Origin of the sequence: Methylomonas koyamae (genome assembly GCF_001644025.1) — a bacterium.
Taxonomy (GTDB): Bacteria; Pseudomonadota; Gammaproteobacteria; order Methylococcales; family Methylomonadaceae; genus Methylomonas; species Methylomonas koyamae_A.
Genome location: NZ_LUUK01000037.1, coordinates 1 through 20,141 on the forward strand (window position 1 = coordinate 1; position 20,141 = coordinate 20,141).

The 20,141-nt window shown below is 53.5% G+C and carries 10 protein-coding genes and 1 pseudogene; 2 read left to right on the forward strand and 9 right to left on the reverse strand.

Annotated features, from left to right (window positions below; genetic code table 11):
• From A1355_RS03500 to A1355_RS03515, 4 genes are all read right to left on the reverse strand, one after another.
• The coding region (locus tag A1355_RS03500) for a condensation domain-containing protein (protein ID WP_231883544.1) at positions 1-1,646 on the reverse strand (1,646 nt) is incomplete at its 3' end.
• Positions 1,643-5,053, reverse strand: coding sequence for a non-ribosomal peptide synthetase (locus A1355_RS03505; RefSeq protein ID WP_082885338.1), 3,411 nt, complete (start codon positions 5,051-5,053; stop codon positions 1,643-1,645). The genes A1355_RS03500 and A1355_RS03505, both read right to left, overlap by 4 nt.
• Positions 5,023-6,630 carry an MBL fold metallo-hydrolase gene (locus A1355_RS03510; protein ID WP_064025035.1) on the reverse strand — a complete coding sequence of 536 codons (1,608 nt, stop codon included), beginning with the start codon at positions 6,628-6,630 and terminating at the stop codon, positions 5,023-5,025. The genes A1355_RS03505 and A1355_RS03510 overlap by 31 nt, the downstream gene beginning before the upstream one ends.
• Positions 6,631-6,711: 81 nt before the next feature.
• The gene (locus tag A1355_RS03515; RefSeq protein WP_064025037.1) at positions 6,712-12,015 is read right to left on the reverse strand and encodes a non-ribosomal peptide synthetase; all 5,304 of its coding nucleotides are present in this window, start codon (positions 12,013-12,015) and stop codon (positions 6,712-6,714) included.
• A 407-nt stretch (positions 12,016-12,422) separates the two neighbouring features.
• On the opposite strand from A1355_RS03515, the pseudogene A1355_RS24970 reads away from it, so the two are divergent.
• Positions 12,423-12,638 (forward strand): annotated as a pseudogene (locus tag A1355_RS24970) (IS256 family transposase); the annotation flags it as partial.
• Between the two features lie 179 nt (positions 12,639-12,817).
• Here the strand turns inward: A1355_RS24970 and A1355_RS03520 are convergent.
• Together A1355_RS03520 and A1355_RS03525 are read right to left on the reverse strand one after the other, a co-directional pair.
• Positions 12,818-13,741 (reverse strand): hypothetical protein, encoded by a 924-nt coding sequence (locus tag A1355_RS03520; protein ID WP_064025038.1) that lies wholly within the window; start codon positions 13,739-13,741, stop codon positions 12,818-12,820.
• Entirely contained in the window at positions 13,738-14,760 is a 1,023-nt protein-coding gene (locus A1355_RS03525) for an SPFH domain-containing protein (RefSeq protein ID WP_064025040.1), read from the reverse strand. The genes A1355_RS03520 and A1355_RS03525 overlap by 4 nt, the downstream gene beginning before the upstream one ends.
• A gap of 105 nt (positions 14,761-14,865) precedes the next feature.
• On the opposite strand from A1355_RS03525, the gene A1355_RS03530 reads away from it, so the two are divergent.
• Positions 14,866-15,633, forward strand: a complete 768-nt coding sequence (locus A1355_RS03530) for an NUDIX hydrolase (RefSeq protein ID WP_231883545.1) — start codon at positions 14,866-14,868, stop codon at positions 15,631-15,633.
• Positions 15,634-15,963: 330 nt separating this feature from the next.
• Here A1355_RS03530 and A1355_RS03535 read toward each other — a convergent pair whose 3' ends face one another.
• From A1355_RS03535 to A1355_RS03545, 3 genes are all read right to left on the reverse strand, one after another.
• Complete coding sequence (locus A1355_RS03535; RefSeq protein ID WP_064025044.1) at positions 15,964-17,133, reverse strand: VWA domain-containing protein; 1,170 nt, start codon at positions 17,131-17,133, stop codon at positions 15,964-15,966.
• Complete coding sequence (locus A1355_RS03540; RefSeq protein ID WP_064025045.1) at positions 17,123-19,357, reverse strand: DUF5682 family protein; 2,235 nt, start codon at positions 19,355-19,357, stop codon at positions 17,123-17,125. The genes A1355_RS03535 and A1355_RS03540 overlap by 11 nt, the downstream gene beginning before the upstream one ends.
• A 2-nt stretch (positions 19,358-19,359) precedes the next feature.
• On the reverse strand, positions 19,360-20,141 hold a 782-nt coding region (locus tag A1355_RS03545), incomplete at its 5' end, for an ATP-binding protein (RefSeq protein ID WP_064025047.1).

Sequence of the window (20,141 nt, forward strand, 5' to 3'; positions counted from 1 at the left end):
TCGACTTGCGCTTCGAACAGTTGATGAATACAGCGCTCTTGTGGGTAGCTTACCTCCGTCGCGTTCCAGTCGACTATTAATTGCATCTTCTGAGTAGCGGATAACATGTTGATTTGGGAAATTACTTTATCGGGATCATTTTGTAAGGCCTCGACTAAACCCTCGACAACGGTTCGCACATTATCGGCAAAATGCAAAGGATCGATTCCCGACACCGCTTGCACTGCTAGACTAAACTCGACGCCAAAATCGTCGACCGTCAATGTCAACGGATAATTGCTGCGTTCTTCGCTGAACAATACGCGCGCACCCTCCCAAGTCGTCAAGGCCTTGTCATCCCCCTCGACGACGGTTGCATGTCGAAAATTGATCAATGTTGTGAACAACGGTTTACCGGACGGTACGCCACTACAGCGTTGCGCTGTCGCCAAAGAGGCTTGTTCATGCGCTAACAAGTTGTTCAAGCTCTGATGCGTTAACGCAACTACCTCGCGACAGCTCCGCCTCCTTAACGGAACTCGAATCGGTAAGGTGTTGATGAACATCCCAACGGCCCGCTCGGCGCCGGCACCGCCGTGCAAACGCCCGGACAACACCGTACCAAACACCACGTCATCACGACCACTGTAACGCCCCACCATCACGGCCCAGGCGGCGTGCAGCAAACTAGCAGGACTAACACTGCAACTGCTCGCCGTATCGCGTATCAGCTGCGATAACTCTTTTTCCAGGCGCAGGGTGGCTTCTTTGACTTTGCCTCCGTCGCCTTGCACGTTCAAGACACCAAATGGCGCTGTGGTCTCGTCAACATCACTAAGCTGCTCTCGAAAATAAGCTTCGGACTCAGCCTGTGACGTGCCGCGAATCCTAGCGATGAAATTGCGGTACGGCAAAGACGGCGACAATTCGCCGCCACGGTCAGCCAGCAATAGGCGGATTTCCGACAACACCAACTGCAAGGTATAGTTGTCGTCGATCAAGTGATGATTCAGTAACACCAAACGCCAACTCAAACCGTCTTGCTCGGCGGCGATGTAAGCCTGCAATAAAGGCGCTTGTTGCAAATTCATCCGGCACTGTCTGGGGTCCGTTGTCGCCGACAAACGGGCTTCTGCGTCGCCGCCGGATAAGTCGTGTACCGGCAATTTCGCCCGGCGCTGCACGACCTGCACCGGCTGCCGCAAGCCTTGCCAATGCATAGCGCTGCGTAAAATATCGTGCCGCTCTATCACGGTTTGCAAGGCCGCGAGAAAATGATCCAAATAGCGCCGATTTTCGAAGACGATTTGGGTCCGCGTAACGTAAGGATCGCCTTGGCTTTCCAGCAAATGATGAAACAAGATACCTTCCTGTAACGGCGCCAAGGGATAAATATCTTGAATATTGGCGGCACCGCCGTCGACGTTTGCGACGATGGCATCGATTTCTTCCTGGCTTAATTCGACCAGGGTCAGCATTTGCGGCGTAATCGATACATCTCGGCCGTTACGCAAGGCAGTCAGCAAACCCTGCTTATGTAGTTTCAACCGCGCCAGCAAGTCTTCGTCCATCGCCCCCTGCGGGGCCCGTATCACCAGTTCGCCTTCTTCTTCCAATAAGGCGATATTCCGGGATTTCAGCAGCGAAAAAACAGCGTTCAAACTCATAGCCGGAATTCCTCCGTCGGCGTATTAGCGGATAATGAAAAAGCATCGGAAATAAGATTCGGCGGTATCCAGTCGGTCGCCTCATCCTCGGCGATCGCTGCCGCCAGATCCGCCAATAGCGGCAGGGCGAATACCTCGCGGGCCGGCAAATTCCAACCTCGTTGCCGCAGGCGCTCGACTAGCGTTAAGGCCAACAAGGAATGGCCGCCTAATTCGAAAAAATGATCGTTACGGCCAACACGCTCGAGTTCCAACAAGTCTTGCCAAATTTCGGCCAACGCCGCTTCCGCCTCGCCTTGCGGCGCTTGGTATTCCCGGCCTAATACAGTCTCCGTGTCCGGTGCCGGTAAAGCGCTTCTATCGAGCTTGCCATTGGCGTTCAACGGCAAGGAAGGCAACAGCACGAAGGCCGCCGGCAACATGTAATCGGGCAAATCGGCCGCCAACTGCTGGCGCAATTCGCCAAGCGATAATTCGCCGCCGGAACGGCTGGTCAAATAAGCCACCAAACGCTTGTCGCCTAAACGATCGCTACGGGCTACCACGACCGCCTCGCCGACGCCGTCACAGGCTGCCAAACGGCTTTCGATCTCCCCTAATTCGATGCGAAAACCGCGCAACTTGACTTGAAAATCGTTGCGGCCTAGATAATCGATGCCGCCGTCGGCGCGCCAGCGCCCCAAATCGCCGGTCTTATAAAGCCGCGCCCCTTCTGCAAACGGATCGGGTAGAAAACGCTCGGCGCTCAAGGCCGGCTTGCGGCAATAACCGCGACCGACCGCAATGCCGCCGATATAAATTTCGCCGATAACCCCCAACGGCACAGGCTGCAACGCGGAATCGAGAATGTATAACCGAGTATTGGCAATCGGCCGGCCGATAGGCGGCGTAGCGCCATCGTCTTGTTGGCACGGCCAGGCCGTCACGTCGACCGCCGCCTCGGTCGGCCCGTAGAGATTATGTAAGGCCACCTTCGGCAAGGCTTCGTGAAACCTAGCCTTCAAAGCCGCCGGTAAGGCTTCGCCGCTGCATAGCACTTGCCGCAAGGAACGACATTTTTCCGCCTCCAAGCCGGGCAAAAAGGCCTGCAGCATCGACGGCACGAAATGCAAGGTCGTCACGCCGGCCGTTTCGATCAAGTCCTGTAAATAGTCGGGGTCTTGATGGCCTTCGGGGCGTGCCATTACCAGTTCGGCACCCGCCAATAACGGTAAAAAAAACTCCCAAACCGACACGTCGAAGCTGAAGGGCGTTTTCTGCATCACCTTATCTCCGGCCGTCAGCCGATATTGGTCTTGCGCCCACAACAGGCGGTTAACCACCGCATCGTGCTGGTTCATCGCTCCTTTGGGCTGGCCGGTAGAGCCGGAGGTATAAATGACGTAAGCGAGATTGGCTGGCGCCAAACCCATGGCCGCCGCGTCGGGATTGGCATCGGAGCACAGGGCGACCGCTGCCTCGGTATCTGCATCGTCGAGCAACAGCGTATTCGCGCTGGCAAGCGCCGGTTCCGGCCAATGTCCGTATATGCTTTGCCGGCTAATCAGTAATCTTGGCTCGCAGTCGGCCAGCATAAATCGCAGCCGTTCGGCCGGATAATCGGGATCGAGCGGCACATAAGCCGCGCCGGCTTTTAGGATAGCCAACAACGCGACCACCATTTCCAGAGAACGAACCAGGCAAATGCCGACCAGAACTTCCGGCCCCGCGCCGCGCCCGATCAGCTCGTGAGCCAAACGATTGGCGTTAGCGTTCAACTCGGCATAACTCAGGCAATCGGCCTCGAAACATAAGGCCGCTGCATTGGGAGTCTTGGCCGCTTGAGCCTCGAACAAGGCATGAACCAAACGCGGCCGGCTTCGATAATCGCGCTCCGTGGCGTTAAATTCCTCGATGATCCGCCGGTATTGTTCGGCCGGCAAAGCCGTTAATTCCCGCAAGGATTGCTTAGACTCGGCCGCCGCTCGTTCCAGCAAAGTCCGTAAATGCCCGACCATCCGCGCTATCGTTTCGGCGGCGAATAAGTCTTTGGCATACTCGAAACTGCATGCTAAACGCCCCTCCCCTTCGTCGACGAACAAAGTCAAATCGAACTGGGCGGCGCCGTTGTTTAACGTCAAAGGCGAAACATTCAAATTCCCCATCCGAAAATCCGCCGCCGGCACGTTCTGCACCGCCAACATCACTTGAAACAAGGGCGCATGGCTGGGGTTGCGGGGCGGATTCAGGGCATCCAATAATTGGCCGAAAGCTAATTCTTGGTGATTTTGGTCCTGTAAGGCTTGCTCGCGAAGCTGAGCCAACCAGTCGGCGAAAGAGATTTCGTCGTCGACCCGGCAACGCAAGACCAAGGTATTGACGAAAAAACCGATCAAACTGGCAACCTGGCTACGATTGCGGCCGGCCACCGGATAGCCGATGCAAAAATCCCGGCTGCCGGAATAGCGGTGCAACAGCGCCGAAAACGCCGCCGCCATGACCATGAACAATGTGGCCTTGTGTTGCCCGGCCAATTGCTTGACTTGCCGGCTCAAATCCTCGCTTAATTCGAAGCGATAAACTTCGCCGCTGTAACTAGGCTGCGGCGGCCGCGGACGGTCCAAGGGCAATTCCAGCAGCGGCGGCGCGCCGGCCAACTTGGCCGTCCAATATTCCAATTGGCTTTGCCGTTGCGCGTCGCGGCCGCGTTGCCAAACGCAATAATCGGCGTATTGAATCGCCAGTTCCGGTAAAGGCGACGGCCGGCCTTCGGCGAAGGCTTGGTAAAGGGTCGCGACTTCTTGCATCAACACCGCGACCGACCAACGATCGGACACCATATGGTGTAAGACCAGCAACAAAATATGCCGCTCGCCGCCCAAGTCAACCCATGCTCCCCGAAGCGGCGGCTGCAGGTCTAGCCGGAACGGGCGGCGAATGAAGTCTTGCGCCCGCGTCTCGAAAGCCGGCATTTTTTCGTTTTCCGCCAACGCCGACAAATCCCAATCTTCCAGCGGCAATTGCGCTTCGGTTTCGACTTGCTGGCACGGCCCCCCTTCCAACGCCAAAAAACGACTGCGCAAAATTTCGTGGCGCCGGACCACTTCGCTCAAGGCTTGCGCCAACAGCTCGCCGCGTAAAGCGCCATCAAGCCGCACGGCTCCGGCAACGTTATAAATCGGATTGTCCGGCTCCAATTGCGACATAATCCATAGCCGCTCTTGCGAATAGGATAAAGGCGCCGTTTCACCAGCTGCGCGCTTCGCTATCGAGTCAGCCGTGGTATTCTGCCCGAGGCGGGCAATCAAACGCGAGCGATCAGTTGTTACGGAAACAGGGTTAGCGGTTGAGATCGTCATGTCTTGTCGAATCCTTAAGTTGATAAAAGAGAGCCGACTTAATCCTGGCCTAGAAAAATCTCGTCGCATCCATATAGACGCCGGGCATCGCTAAAGCCACGCTCATGACAAACCGTTAACATTTTGTTGATTTCGCGAATGTAGGCATCGTCGTCTTCCGGCTCCAGCGCCATGAAATATTGCAGCCACGGCTCGCGACCAATGGCGTAGACGTAGACGCGATTGGCGCCGACGGCTTCCAGTAATTGCAATGCGCCTTCGGCATTGCTGCCGTTGGAGCGTCTGGCCTGACAGTGCTTGTGATCCGGCAGCTTAGGTAATAAAGCGCCGTAAACCCAGGAGAGCGGTGCGCCAATGCATTCCATGCCTAAAAACACCGTGTCGATAGATCCATATTCAGCACATAGATTCTGGTACATGTGCTTATCCAGGCAGTTCGAATCGGCAGCAAACAACAATTTCCGGTTCCCGGCGCGAACTAAATACGCGCTTTTCGCAAAAGGCAAATCATTGTGTTCGCCCAGGAAAGGTACCGCGACGATCTCACCACCGGTAAACGAGATACTGTCTAACGGATCAACTTCAACGACCTGCTGAAAACCCAATTCTCTGGCCAACAGTTTCATCGAGATATCGGCATAAAAAATGCCCGAACTTTTAGGTACAACTAGGCAACCAATTTTGTGCCGTAACCGTAATAGGGTTTCGAAGACATAATGGTCGTGATGAACATGAGTAATTAGCACGTAATCGATATGTGCCGGCAAATCTTGAAAACTATAACGGTCTATTCCACCCTGACTGGGTTTTACAGCAATGAAGGGATCAATCAGCACGGCAATACCAGCGGTTTCGATTAAAACGCCGGCATGACCAAGATATCGGACGCGCGCACCTTGTCCTTGCCAGGGTTCGGCAGGGCGAGCCGATTGCTCGGTCAATAACCGGATCAGTTTGTCTTCGTCGCAAGCGTCCAAACCCAGAACCTCCCGGATATAGCCCAGGGATTGAGGCTGACTATCCAGCTTGAATAATTCGTCGACAGCCGACTCGGCAAACGGGATCTGCCAAGATACGCTATCGTCATCGGGCAGGCGTGGCGTACTCATATAATACGCACGGACTCTGTCGTGGGTTTGGGTAAAAAGCCGTAACGATTGCAGGTGCTTTTTATAATGCCGGCTTTTGTAAAATAGGCTCTCGATACAGCGGACAATCGGGCGGTTGTTATAGTCATAGAGTAATTCGACGTAACCGCGTAATGACTGAGGTAATAGAGGGTAATAAACTTCCAGACTTTGCCCGATAGCCTCTCGATCCAGCAGATTCTGAAAAGCGATGAGGTCTTCGGCCATTTGTAGACTTTCCGCATGCTCACCGCCCATACGTTCCAACATTTGCGCAATGTCGGCCACTCTGTCGAGCGGTACGTTCACAAAAGGACCACCCAGCAGTTTTGGATTAGCGCTGGATTTAAGATGAATTTCCGGATTTTGCAGGTACGAGGTCAGGTTCTTCTTCTGATAATTCAGCATATGCAGGCTGTAGGGGACCGGCGAAAAAGTGTGCGGCCAGGCAACCCAGTGATCAACCAGCGCTTCTACTGCGGTGGAATCTGCAAGTCGGTATAGCGTTTTGTCGTTCATGGTTTCCGTTTCTTGTTCATTAATTTGTTATCAAGCCATTGGAAATGAACCAATTCGCTCCAAAATCCAGGCTATGCTTCATCATTCTTCACTCTGACACTCAGCCATGCGATCAACGAATTTGGCTAGCGTCGTTGCCTCGAACAACACGTTGACGGGTAGATCGATTGCGAACATTTCCTGTATTTTTGCCATCACTTGCACGCCCGCCAATGAGTGTCCTCCCAGCTCGAAAAAGTCATCGTGAATGCTCAAACGATCAATACCCAGGACTTCACGCCAGATAGACGCTACCGCTTCCTCTGCCTCGTCGCGCGGCGCCACAAAGGTGTCTTGATCGTCGGTCCGAATTTCCGGCATTGGCAGCGCTTTGCGATCCAGCTTGCCATTGGCATTCAACGGCATGGACTCAAGCCATACCCAAGCCGATGGCTGCATGTAGTCGGGCAGTCCATCCTTAAGTAGAGACTTCAACCCATCCTGAACCGAAGCATCACCGCTCCAATAGGCGACCAGACGCTTCATACCCGGTGCGTCTTCTCGAACGATGACGGCGGCGGCATTCACGCCTGGATGACGCAATAAGCAGGCTTCGATTTCACCGAGTTCAATGCGATAGCCTCTGATTTTGACTTGCTGATCGAAACGCCCTAAAAATTCAATATTTCCGTCCGCGCGATACCTCACCCGATCGCCAGTTCGGTATAAGCGCCCGCCATCGTGCACGAACGGATCCGGTACAAAGCGTTCTGCGGTCAAACCGGGTTGGCCGATATACCCACGACTAATACCCTCGCCGCCAACCAGCAACTCGCCTGCCACACCGACTGGAACAGGCTGCATCGCCGCATCGACAATATGAATGCGCATATTGGCAATGGGAGTGCCTATCGGTAGTGTCGCATCGCAATCGGTCGGTTGTACGCGATATACGCTGCACCAAACGGTGGCTTCGGTCGGACCGTATTCGTTGAATAACTCGACGTTCGGTAAACGTGTGTGGTGAAGCTCAGTCAAGACACCTGGGCAGGCTTCACCAGCGACAATGGCGGTACGCAGGCTTTGCAAAGCAACGCTGGGCACATGTTCCAGCAAGAGTTGATATAACGAGGGTAGGGTTAACAGGTGGGTGACCTGGTTGTGCTCAATCAAGGCCCCCAAACCCAGCGGTTCTTTAAGCAGGTTGTCGTCAGGCAAACACAGCGCGGCTCCCTGGCTTAAACTCCAAAAAATGCCCGCAACCGAGCTATCGAATGCAAACGACGGTAATAGCAGGTAACAATCAAGCGGTTCGCGATAGTAAGCGCTTCTCGCCAATGTTGAATGCAACAGATTGGCATGGCTGACCACCACCCCTTTGGGGTGCCCGGTCGATCCGGAGGTGTAAATCAAATAGGCAGCGGATGTCGGAAAACGTATTAAAGATGGGTTTGCCGCACTATAAGCGCTAAACTCGTGAGGTTGGTCGACGCAGATTTTCACCAAGTGGCCGGAATCCAAAGCCGGTGCCAAGGACATCACAGTTAATAACCAATCAGCCCCAGCATCCTGAAACAAATAAGTCTGCCGTTCTTGGGGATAGCTTGGATCAACCGGCACATAGACCGCACCTGCTTTCAAAATGGCCAACATGCCGATCAATAAGGCAGAGCAACGGGGCATGCTTAATGCGATGCGACGCTCCGGACCGGCACCTTGTGCGATCAGATAATGCGCCAACCGGTTGGCTCGCTGATTTAACTCGACATAGGAAATTCGCTGCTCGCCAAATATCAAAGCCGTTGCCTGGGGTTGACGATCTACAGCCGCTTCAAATAGATCAACGATGCTCGGGTGCTCTGGGTAACAAGTTGTCGTGCTATTCCATGCAGCCAGCTGCTGTTTTTCCGGCACAGTCAAAAACGGTAATTGACTCAACCGGGCGGTGGGTTCCGCCAATATGCCGTTCAGCAGACATTGAAAATGTCCCAGCATACGCAGTGCTGTCAATCGGCTCATGACGTCACAACGATAGCTAAACACGACCTTCAAACCCTGATCAATTTCCGCGCATAACAAGGCCAAATCGAACTCTTCCGATCTTTCCGGCAAGGCAACCGTTGCAACCGCAACATCACCCCACTGGCCGGCAATACTCGATTGTCCCAAGGCAAGTGCCGCCGCCAAAGGATCATCCGCGGATTGCAACACGAACCAGGTCCGAAATGGTGCTATATCGTTGGCGGTGCGATGCAAAACTTTTTCCACCAACAACGCATAGGGATAATGTTGATGATCGAGTGCTTCCAGCACGGTGGTACTGACATGAGCCAAGTAATCACAAAACGGTTGTTCGCCATGCGGTCGGCTACGTAATGCGACTGGATTGACGAAATAGCCCACTAAATCTGCAAATTCGCGCTTGGGTCGTCCTAAGGTTGGGCTGCCGACGATTAGATCGGTTTGACCACTATAGCGGTACAGCAGGGTCTTAAAGACACTCAATAACAGCGTATACAGCGTGGTGTGATGAATTGCGGCCAAGCACTTAAGTTTATTCAACGTTTCAGTCGAAATATGTAGCGTTTCCGCGGAGCTTTGGTATGAATCGGCACCGGCAGATAATCGTTCACCTGGCAGCTCCACCCTGGGTAACTCACCAGCTAGCTGCCGCCGCCAATAGTTCAAGTCTTGTTCGGCGGCAGCGCTGTCCAGATAATTCCGTTGCCATGCGACATAATCCGAGTAAACCGACTTAGAGGATGGCAATAGAGATGTCTGACCGGCGCTTTGAGCTAAATAGAGTGTTTGTAACTCCGTCAGCAATACTTGCAGAGAACGAAAATCGACGATTAAATGATGCGCACAAAATGCAAGAACAGGATAGTCATCATCACAACTGAATACCCTGCATCTCAGTAGCGGTCCATGCTCTAGGTCAAACGGCTTGTTGAAGAAACTATGCAGATTCTTCATTTGCTGCGAGTGATCACGGCAGTCAACCTGTTCCAGCCATGGCTCTAGTCGATCACGAGGTAGACAAACCGGATGTTGATCGGTGCCTAGCTTAAACCCAACACGCAATTGCGAATGTCGCTGATGCAATTCAATCAGTGCGCGCCCCAGCGCTTCGCGGTTTAATTCGTCCCTGATTTGCAATGCAATGAACATGTGATGCGATGCATTGTTGGGCCCTATTTGCGCGCGTGTCCACAATGCCTGTTGGTTGTATGACATAGCGGAGTTCGATGCCTTCTCTATGCCGACATTGGCAAGAGAAACGGGTAGGTTTGCCGCATGTTTGGCCTGATTCAGCGCAGTTACAGCACAAGCAGATAAGGTTGAGCTGCCGAGTAAATCAGTGATGGGTAGATCGATGCCTAGCAACTCGTCAATGAAATATTTCATTTCCACGGCTTTCAACGAGTCTAAGCCCAGTTGCGGTAGCGTATGGTTTGTTTCGACGGTACCTGCGGCCAATCCGGATAATGCCGAGGCTTTCAGCGCAAGATGTCCCGCCAATAAATCGGCGGCGTTGCCGCTATCTATCGCCAGTAACGCTTGGCGCAATAAGCGGCGTTCGCTTGCCCCCGAATCAACACTCACTAAAGACTGTGATATTTCACTCGTCACTTGTAAGTTGTCGATGGCGATAAATTCAAACCCATGCTGGATAAAAAGCTCACGGCAAGCGTTTCGCCGAAGTTTTCCGCTACTGGTTTTTAAAATAGCACCGGGTTTTAGAAACAAAATCTGGTCGGCTTGGATACCGCATTCTTCGGTCAACCGGGCACGGATAGCCGAGAACTCGCTTCGATAATCACCTTGTCTGACCCGATTTCGTTTTAATTCGGCTAACACAATCAATTTTTCGCCATCGCCTTCATCAACCGAAAATGTCACTGTTGAGGCAGGGTTCAACGCATCGGTTGCAGCTTCGACAGCATACTCAAGATCGTGCGGATAATAATTGCGACCGCGAATAATGATTAGGTCTTTCAGGCGCCCGGAAACGAACAATTCTCCACCGTCGATAAATCCCAAGTCACCCGTGCGTAACCAGGGTTGGCCATGGGCATCGTAAACAAATGTTTTTCCGCTAACGTCAGGATTCTGCCAATAGCCCCGGGCGATACAGGGACCGCTCAGCCAAATTTCTCCGATTCGACCATTCGGGCAAGAAATCGCGTTATCAGGATCGACAATACGCAAGTCTTGTCCATCATGAATATCGATGGTTCCGCATCCTACAAGGCTTCTGGCATTCAATTGATTCTCGTCAATCAAATCGACTACACCTTGCTCTAAGGCGGTTTTATTAAACGCTGCAATCCTTGGGTGGGATTGTTTAGCGATTCCAGTCGCCAGTAATGTTGCTTCGGCCAGGCCATAACAGGGATAAAATGCTCGCCGCTGAAATCCACATGCCTTAAATGCGTCGCTAAATCGTTGCAAGGTCAGCGGATTGATAGGTTCGGCGCCATTGAATGCCAGTTGCCAACTGCTCAGATCAATCCCCATCAACTCATCGCGACTGATTTTTTGGACGCACAAATCGTAGGCAAAGTTAGGACCGCCACTGGTATGCGCACGGTAATCGCTAATGGCTTGCAACCAGCGTAGCGGTTTTTCCAAAAAGGCCATCGGGGACATCAAAACGGCGCTAGCCCCGCAATACAAGGGTTGCATGACATTACCGATCAGGCCCATGTCGTGATAAAGCGGGAGCCAACCGACCACAGTCGACCGTTCGTCGTGGCCAAATCGGCGTTTGATTAACTGTTGATTAGCCATCAGGTTACCGTGGCTAATCATCACCCCCTTTGCGTCGCCGGTAGAGCCCGAGGTGTATTGTAGAAAGGCCAAATCCTTCGCTTGTAAGATAGGGGCCTGCCATGAGCTTGCATCGACATTGTGTTCGACGACATCAGTTTGCAACCAATGTTTATCTAAAAAATTACCCGTGGCGCCGGGGAAATGACGAATGTTCTTGGCAACTTGCTGGGTGGTAAGAATTATTTTGGCTTTGCTGTCATCGAGAATGGCCTGTAGTCTGGGCATATGCCGATTATTACTCGGCGGATAGGCCGGAACAGCAATCGCCCCTGCACAAAGGCAAGCAAAAAAGGCTACGATGTAATCCAGGCCGGGCGGATAGAGTAATAAGGCTCGCTCACCTTGCAAACCCATCTGCTGCAACAATGCGGCTAATTGCCTGGATTTTGCGTTCAGTTCGCCATAGGTCAGCGAATGCTGGCCTGATGCGCCATAATCCAAAAATGTATACGCAATCCGGTGAGGATGACATTCTGTGCGTCGCTGCAACACATCCGTCAGAGAAGTGGCTCCTTCTACCCTTAAAACATCATTGGCGGAACCATCAAAATAATGTCGCTCGTTTAACATCTTGCCTCCGGTTCTATCCAACTCAATGTTGAATGAAATTTCGTCTTTGAATTTCCGCCCCTAATTTCAAATGCAATTCATAATCGCGTATTGCTTTTGTCTTGTTACTAAGTGGCGTAAAACCGGTAGCGCTTGAGCGCTTTAGTCGGTTGACAATAGAAACCTAACGTTCCTTGAAACCGGTTATTTGAAATGGAGACGACTAACGGAAATAATTTCCCCACCATAGTGTTGGCGTAGCAACAGGTCAAAAGCACCCTTGCAATCTGTCCGTTTTTGCCCGGATGATGCAGTTCGGAGGGCTTGCGCCGAGAAATTGAACAGTCCATTAGAAGATGTCCAAAAACCCAGAAGAAAACATTCATCCTCCTTCAAAGCCAAACTTGCATTAACAAGTTGTTGATTTTATTCGCCATCGAACGACCTGCACTAAGAATTGCCTGTCCCGCAATACCTTGTTGGGTTTGGTGTTCCGACTGGCGCTGGTCGCCGAAAAAAGTTGGCGCAAGATACGCGGATTTAAACGCCTGCCAGAGGTGATTGAGGGCATCCGTTTTCAGGACGGCATCGCTGTCATCACGGAAACGTGGAAAACTGAAGAAACCCAGCAGATGGCCGCCTGATTCAATTCAGCCATACACCAGATTTGACTATTTCTCTTAGTCCTATGGCCGATTCCGAGCATTTGATACTTCAAAAATCCATCAGTGCCAAAGCTGGTCTTTTGTTGGTGGCGTCAGATTGGTTTCAATTTGAAACCGGCGGGGCGTTGAAATACCTAAATATGTGTCAAATTCCAAATTCAAACGATCAATTGCCCTTGAGTCGCTGCCAAACTGATCGTCACCACGGTACCGGAATTGAATGCCAAGTAGTCGGTTTCAATACCGTCCGAGAAGATCACGCCATTTTCAGGCATCTGCGATTCCAGTTTGAGCGGCGTGGCGAGTGTGATGGCGCCGAATACCAAGCTGGTACCGGTAGTCCGGCTCGGAAACGGTTCACGAACGGTAAATTGCAAGCGTTGTTCATGCCAGGCAAAACCCTTCTTAAGCGGATGGGACTCGCTGCCGGAAACGCCTAAGGCCCCTGCCAAGATCGACTGAAACCAGCCTGTCGAGCCAAAGCCTGTCGAGATAATGATGCCCGACGATGATTGAGTTTCCTCTCGGCCATTCCACGACAGCAGGTATCGGGCCGAAGTGTGGCTTTTCGGTCCGACAAACAGGTCATTGACTGCCAGAATGCGTTGACCATCATTGGTCCTAGCCTCGGCAAAGGTAATGGTTTTGCAAGCCGACTTGCCGGCAAGGGTACGCGTCACCACTGATTGTAACTCCCCTATTTCGAAGGGCAGCAATTTCCCATCCCATCGATCAGGATCGGGATTGATGGCAATGACCGGCTGGCCTTCGAGATATTTCAGGGTATTGGCTACCAGTCCATCCTGGCCGATGGTGACCACGATATCAGTTGGTCCAAACTGGTAATTGGGCAGCAAACGCCGTTCCAGCAGTTGAAACCGGCCCAATGCTTTCAGCGTCCGTTCGGCCTCTTGCAGACGCCGCTGATAGAGATCGTGCTCATCCAGATAATCCTGGGCATCGACTTGGTTGTGCTCCAAGTAAAACCGAGCTTGCGGCCAAGTATTGAAACGCTCGATCAACTCCTGCAGCCGCGTCTTGCGCATCACCAGAATAAAGCGGAATTGATAGTATTCACTCATGGCCGTACCGATTTTTTCAGCATTTGTCCAAACAGGTCGGGCGTGATGGTCAGTTCGCCAATCTTGCCGGCGTTCTGCGCCAATGACTCAAAAGCCATGGCCATGAGTTGCTCAGGTTCCATTTTGGCGAGCGCCATCGCCCGGAGGTTTTCCACCGGTAATTCTCTGAATGCCTTCATGCGTTCGGTAATGGCATAGGCTTCCGCATCCGCTTGTTGGCGACTGTTTTCGCTGTTCAGCACGACCAATTCTTTGCGTTGTGTTTCGGCGGCGATCTCGGCCTGCAAGCACTCGCGTTCAGTTTCGACTTTACCGCGTTGAATGGTGCGCTCGTTGAGAATTCTCGACTCCGCAATTTCCTGTTCTTTTTGTTGCACCGATAACTCGGTTTGTAGTTCCGCCTCTTTGATCGTGCGTTCCTGTTCAACTGCGGATTTACGGCGATCGTAAATCGCGTCATCCGCCTCCTTCAAAATCGCTTCCCTGGCCGCTGCCTCCAAGGCGCGAGCCATCTCTGGCGTCGGCTGTACTGCGCTGATCGAAACATCCAGCAAAACGATGCCCAATGCCGCCAAGGGGGAATCCCCCGCAAGTTGTTCCCGGAGCAAGGCCACCAACGTCTGACCCAGTTTCAAGGCATCTCTTAACCCGGTGCCTTGTACCTTGTTCTGCACAATCGATTGCACGATTCGGATCACCCTATCCGGCAGTTTCAATGGGTCTTCCGAAACATAAGTCAGACCGTCGTTTTTCAGGCTGTAATTCAGCATCTCGGCCATGCTTTCCGGCTCGGCCACACGATACGTCATCTGGCCTTGCACAGTCACAGATTGAAAGTCTGCCGTCAACAGCTTGAAAATGAAGGGAGCTTCCTGAGCACTGACCGGTACGGCGGCGATCGAAGCCGTGGCGACATTGTAGAAAAAGCTCAAGCCTTTGCCTTTTTTTCGAACCTTGCCATTGACGGTTTTAATGACAAACGTTGATGAATCCGCTTTGAAGTATTGGATGCCTAACATGGTATTTCTCCTATTTGTGTCGAAAAGTCACTTAAGACTAATAGTGGCGAATGGACTCTAATTTGTCAAGCATATAAGTGACAAAAAGACACCAATTTTGTAATAATGTTTACAAACTCAAAATTTGCCATCAAGTGGCCAGTGAGACCTACCGCTACCATGGATGAAAAACAGTTTTTAGCCGAATACGATAAACGCCAATATGAAAGCCCCCTGCTAACCGTCGATGCGGTGCTGTTTACCTACCATGAAGAACGCTTGAAGGTATTACTGGTCAAACGTTCGAGTCACCCCGACCGGGGTAAATGGGGGTTGCCGGGTGGTTTCGTCGACTTGGAGCGGGACAAGACCCTGGAAGACACGGTTTTACGCAAACTTAAGGAGAAGACAGGTATTGAACCACCCTATCTGGAGCAGTTGCAAACCATCGGCAATGCCGGAAGAGATAAGCGTGGTTGGTCGGTAACGGTTATCTATACCGCATTGATGGCGTATCTGGATTGCGAAGCGCACCTAGACACCGTGGCCGATGCGCAATGGCTATCCTTGGATGCGGTCTATAGCATGGCGTTAGCCTTCGACCATCAGCTCATCATCGGACTGGCGCGGGAACGCATGCGGCAAAAAGCGCTCTATTCGATTGTGCCGGCTTATGCCTTGCCGGAAACATTCACGTTACCGGAACTCCAACACCTGCATGAAATTTTGATAGGAAAACCGCTGCAGAAAAAATCCTTTCGCCGCCGCATCGAACAAGCGGAACTCTTGATCGATGTGGGTGAAAAACGCTCAGATGGTGGCCGGCCGGCCACTCTGTATAGAATGAAACAGGACTCAGGCGCTTACACTTTTGTGCGCAATTTGGAGGATTGAATATTTTGATATTCCTTCGGAATACAGGCCAAGACATATAAGTCTCGGGGTTGACGCCCTCTTCGCCCCAAAGAACGACGATTCTTACGGTAGTCAGTGATGTTGTACCCGTTGGTCTTAAGTTTTTTCAATGAGGGGTTTGAGCCTGACGCAAAGCTCAGCGGCGCTGCGTTAGCGGAGTTCGCTGGATGGTTCTCTAGTTTTTCAAGTCGGAACTCAAATTCCTTATATTTATCCCAGAATATAGTGCGATTAAATTCTGCTCCACCACGAAGATGGACAAGTTCTTTTCCGATGTCCTGATAGAGGGAGTATCCGTCTGATTAGTGATCAAACAACCACGCTAATGTCGTTCCCCGCCGCCCAGGCGGCGATGTCGTCTCTTACTAAGGCTACTGCCATCAAATCCGGAAACTGGTCCGGAGTACAGGCGAATACCGGTGCCCCCATCGCCGCCATGGTTCTGGCATTTCCGTCATGGTAGCCGGGTTTGCCGTCGTCGCTAAGTGCTAGCAACACAATAACGTTGACGCCTTTGTTGATCATGGTCTGCAAGCGGCCCAGCATCTCGTCGTTGTTGCCGCCTTCGAACAAATCGGAAATCAAGATAAAGTGGGTCAAGGCCGGTCGGGTGATTTTACTATCGCAATAAGCCAGCGCCTGGTTGATATCGGTGCCGCCGCCGAGTTGCACGCCGAACAACACCTCGACCGGATCGGCCAGTTGTTCGGTCAAATCGACGATGCTGGTATCGAAGGCGATGTATTGGGTTTTCAATGAAGGGACAGACGCCATCACTGCGGCGAATATCGCCGAATACACCACCGAGTTCGCCATCGAGCCCGATTGGTCTATGCACAGCACCACTTCGTCCAGCCGCGCCTGGCTTTTTTTGCGGGCATAGCCGTGCAGGGTTTCAGGAATCACCGTGTTGTAATCCGGCTGATAATGCCGCAGGTTGGCGGTTATGGTTTTATACCAATCGATGTCGCCAAATCGCGGCCTGCGAGTGCGTTTGGCTTTGTTGACGGCGCCCAGCACGGCCTGCACGGTTTTGCTTTGCAGTTTTTGCATCAGTTCCGCAACGACCTTGGCCACGACTTGGCGGGCCGTGTGTTTGGTTTTTTCAGGCATCACCCGGCCCAGACTCAATAGGTCGGCGACCAAATGCACGTCGGCTTCCAATGCCGCCAAAAATTCCGGCTCCATCAGCATTTGTTTCAAGCCCAAACGGTTGAAGGCGTCTTTTTGTACGACTTGCACGACCGCAGACGGAAAGAATTCGCGGATGTCGCCCAGCCAGCGCGCGACCCTAGGCGACGAGCCGCCCAGGCCGCCTTTGCCTTTCTTGCCGCCGCCTTGTTGATCCGCAAGGTAAAGCGCGTTCAAGGCCTGTTCGATGCGCTGGTCGCGCTCGCTCAAACCGTCGCCGGCGGCACTTTGTTCGTCGCCGCCGCAGGCTAAACGCCAACGCCTGATGCGTGTTTGCTTATCGTTCATGCTCGTTCAAACCCAATATTGATACCAATAGCGGCAAGGCTTGTTGAAAATATTCACGCCCGCGTTCGTCGTCGATTTCGCTGCCGACCGGGCCGCTTTGCCCGCCGCCTGACCTAATCTTGTGCAGCAAACGCTGTCTTTGCCCTGGGCCGAAACCGGCAAAAGTCCGGCGGATCAGCGGCAAGGTTTCTATAAAGGTATCTTCGCTCAGTTCCGTCAGCCATTGGTCCATTAAACCGAACAAGGTTGCATCGAGCAAAATCACCTCGGCGTTGCCGGATAAAAAGCCTTCCAACCAGCGGGCGCCGTCGAAGGGCGGCGTGCCGTAAGACAACGCTTCGGCTAGGCGAATGTGCAATTCTCCGTTCGGCAGCCGGCCCTCGTTGTATAAAAAGCGGGCGGCCAAGCCTCGAATTGCTGGATGGCTCAAGCTGCCGGCCGTCAGACCATGCAAAACGTTGCGCCACTGTTCCAACAGGCTGTCGTCGCCGAGTAGCGGCAGCGCGTGGTGGAAATCCTGCAAGCGTTTCAGCATCGCCGAGGCTGCCTGTTCGTCGATGTTATGTGTCGCATAAGGCAGGCGAATCAAGGCTTCTCTGACCATGCTAAGCGCCAAGGCTCTCAGCGCTTCCTCCGGAATCGGCCTGGCGGTGCCGTAACGCAGGATGAAGATCAACGGGATCACCGCAGCGATCAGGTAATCGGCTTCGTTACCCTGTACCGACAACGATTCCAGCCGGCCGATGGCTTGTTCGGCGGCCTGCGGCAAATCGGCCAGCAAACAGTTTTCGATCAATGCCGCAGCCTCTACGATGGTTTGGATTTGGCCGACGCGATCGAGCGCCGCGTTTTGCGCGGCCTTTTCTATCGTCGGCCCGAAGCGGATGGCTTGATTCAGGCGGATGCCGAATACCGGGTCCCAACACAGTTTCCATTGCTCACGAAACGTGCCGCGCCCAGAGTTTCTGATCAATGTCGCCCAAGGAATGTCCAGCAGCGTCAAGCGGTTGAATAGCACTGATTTGGCGATGCCGGCTTCGGCGCGCAAATCCAAAGACAATTCAGACACCGAGGTTTCCATGGGCAGCCGGTACCTTTTCAACAGCTTGGTCAAATCGGCTTGCAGCGGCGGCTGCGGCACGTCTGCCGCCACTTCGCCGACTGCGGTGCCCACGACCAGTCGCTCGCCGATCAAACGTAGTGGCAAGGCATCGCCGCCGCACATTACCGCCAGGCTGGCGTCGTTCATTTCCGCCAGACCCGGCGAAGCCCGGCCACGCAAGGCCGCCAATGCGGCCGAAAGCCGCACGGCTTCGATGATTGCGGCGGTGGAAGCCGGCAAGCCTTCGCTGCGCAACAGCCTGCCGACCCGGCTTTGCCAGCCGACCGCCAAACCGCCGGCGTCGTGGCCGTGCTGCCAGATGAAACGGTACCAGCCCGGCGACGGCACGCCAGCACCGTAGCCGCTGGCGAACGCCAAATGCCGGTCGCTCCAGGGCGTCCAGGTCGCTTCGGTTTTGAGTTTGGGCGCTTTGCCGACCAACTTGCGGTCGTCCGTGACTTTGGCAAAATCGCGCAAGGCCGGCGTATGCCAGGCACCGCAGACCACGGCTACTTCGCCTTCGGTTTCGGTCAAGGCCTTGCGGATTTGTAGACGCATGTAGGCTTCGCGCTGCAAGGTCAGTTCGCTTTCTTGGGTTTGCCGGCGCAATTCGGCCACGGCCTGTTCCAGCACCGGAAAATGTTCGCCGCCCGAATGCGCTTCTTCGATGTAATCGTTCCACCAGGCTTCGGCATCGTCGTAACCGGCCAAGGCGGCCAATTCGCCGAAGGGGTCGCGTTGCTGCCGCGCTTCAGTTGCCGCTTCTGCCACATCCTGATTTTCGTCCCCTTGGTTTTGTTCCAGGCGGTAGGCATAGGGCAAATCGATGAACTCGGCCGGAATAGCGTTTGCGTCGGCCCACAGCAGCGCCTGCCATTCTGGCGAATAAACCGCGAACGGGTAAAAACTGGCTAGTGCCGGGTCTTGCACCGCGTAAACCAAGATCGCTAGCGGCGGCTGCATGTCTGTTCGGCCGGCGAAGGCGATCAATTCGTTGGCTTCCGACGGGCCTTCGATCAGGATTTTGGCCGGTTTCAGCTCATTTAACGCCGCCTCCAGGCTGCGGGCGCTGCCCGGCCCGTGGTGGCGAATACCGAAAATATGCAGCCTGTCTTCGGCCATGGTTACAGGCTTTCTCGGACTGCGGAATACAAGTCGCGCCAATCCTTACGCGGTTTGACGACGTTTTCCAAATATTCTTCCAACGCAATGCGGTCCTGTACCGGATCTTTGACCACCGCGCCGATGATGTTGTTGGCCAGCTTTTCGACGTCTATGTTGCCGTCGCCGAAATAAGCGGCCTCCGACCAAGCGCCGACCGTCACCGAAATCGCATCGGCGGCCGATAAAGTCGAGGAAGGTGATTTGACCTTGTGCCGGCCGTCTTCGGTTTCGCCGTTACGCAACTCGCGGAACATCGTTACCAACCGGGCGATTTCCTTGTCCGCCGGCGCGATCTCGGGCAGACGCAAGCCGACGCCGATATCCGCGACCCGTTGCTTGACGATGGCAACCTCCTGCTCAGGACTTTCCGGCAACGGCAACACGACGACGTTGAAACGCCGCTTCAGCGCGGCGGACAATTCGTTGACGCCCTTGTCTCTGTCGTTAGCCGTTGCGATTAGATTGAAACCTTGGGTGGCGTGTACCGCGTCGTTCAATTCCGGAATCGGCAAGACCTTTTCCGACAACACCGTGATCAAGGCATCCTGAATGTCAGAGCCCATTCGGGTCAGTTCCTCGAAACGCACTATCGTGCCGCTTTGCATGGCCCGCATCAGCGGCGTCGCGACCAAGGCCTCGCGGCTCGGGCCTTTGGCCAGCAGTAAGGCGTAATTCCAGCCGTAACGGATCTGGTTTTCGTCTATACCCGACGTGCATTGAATCGTAAGCGGTCCTTTAACAG

Excerpts from the sequence above, each read along its gene's own strand:
- A1355_RS03505 (WP_082885338.1), bottom strand. The coding sequence starts at position 5,053 with ATGCGACGAGATTTTTCTAGGCCAGGATTAAGTCGGCTCTCTTTTATC.
- A1355_RS03510 (WP_064025035.1), bottom strand. The coding sequence starts at position 6,630 with ATGAACGACAAAACGCTATACCGACTTGCAGATTCCACCGCAGTAGAA.
- A1355_RS03515 (WP_064025037.1), bottom strand. The coding sequence starts at position 12,015 with ATGTTAAACGAGCGACATTATTTTGATGGTTCCGCCAATGATGTTTTA.
- A1355_RS03520 (WP_064025038.1), bottom strand. The coding sequence starts at position 13,741 with ATGAGTGAATACTATCAATTCCGCTTTATTCTGGTGATGCGCAAGACG.
- A1355_RS03525 (WP_064025040.1), bottom strand. The coding sequence starts at position 14,760 with ATGTTAGGCATCCAATACTTCAAAGCGGATTCATCAACGTTTGTCATT.
- A1355_RS03530 (WP_231883545.1), top strand. The coding sequence starts at position 14,866 with ATGTTTACAAACTCAAAATTTGCCATCAAGTGGCCAGTGAGACCTACC.
- A1355_RS03535 (WP_064025044.1), bottom strand. The coding sequence starts at position 17,133 with ATGAACGATAAGCAAACACGCATCAGGCGTTGGCGTTTAGCCTGCGGC.
- A1355_RS03540 (WP_064025045.1), bottom strand. The coding sequence starts at position 19,357 with ATGGCCGAAGACAGGCTGCATATTTTCGGTATTCGCCACCACGGGCCG.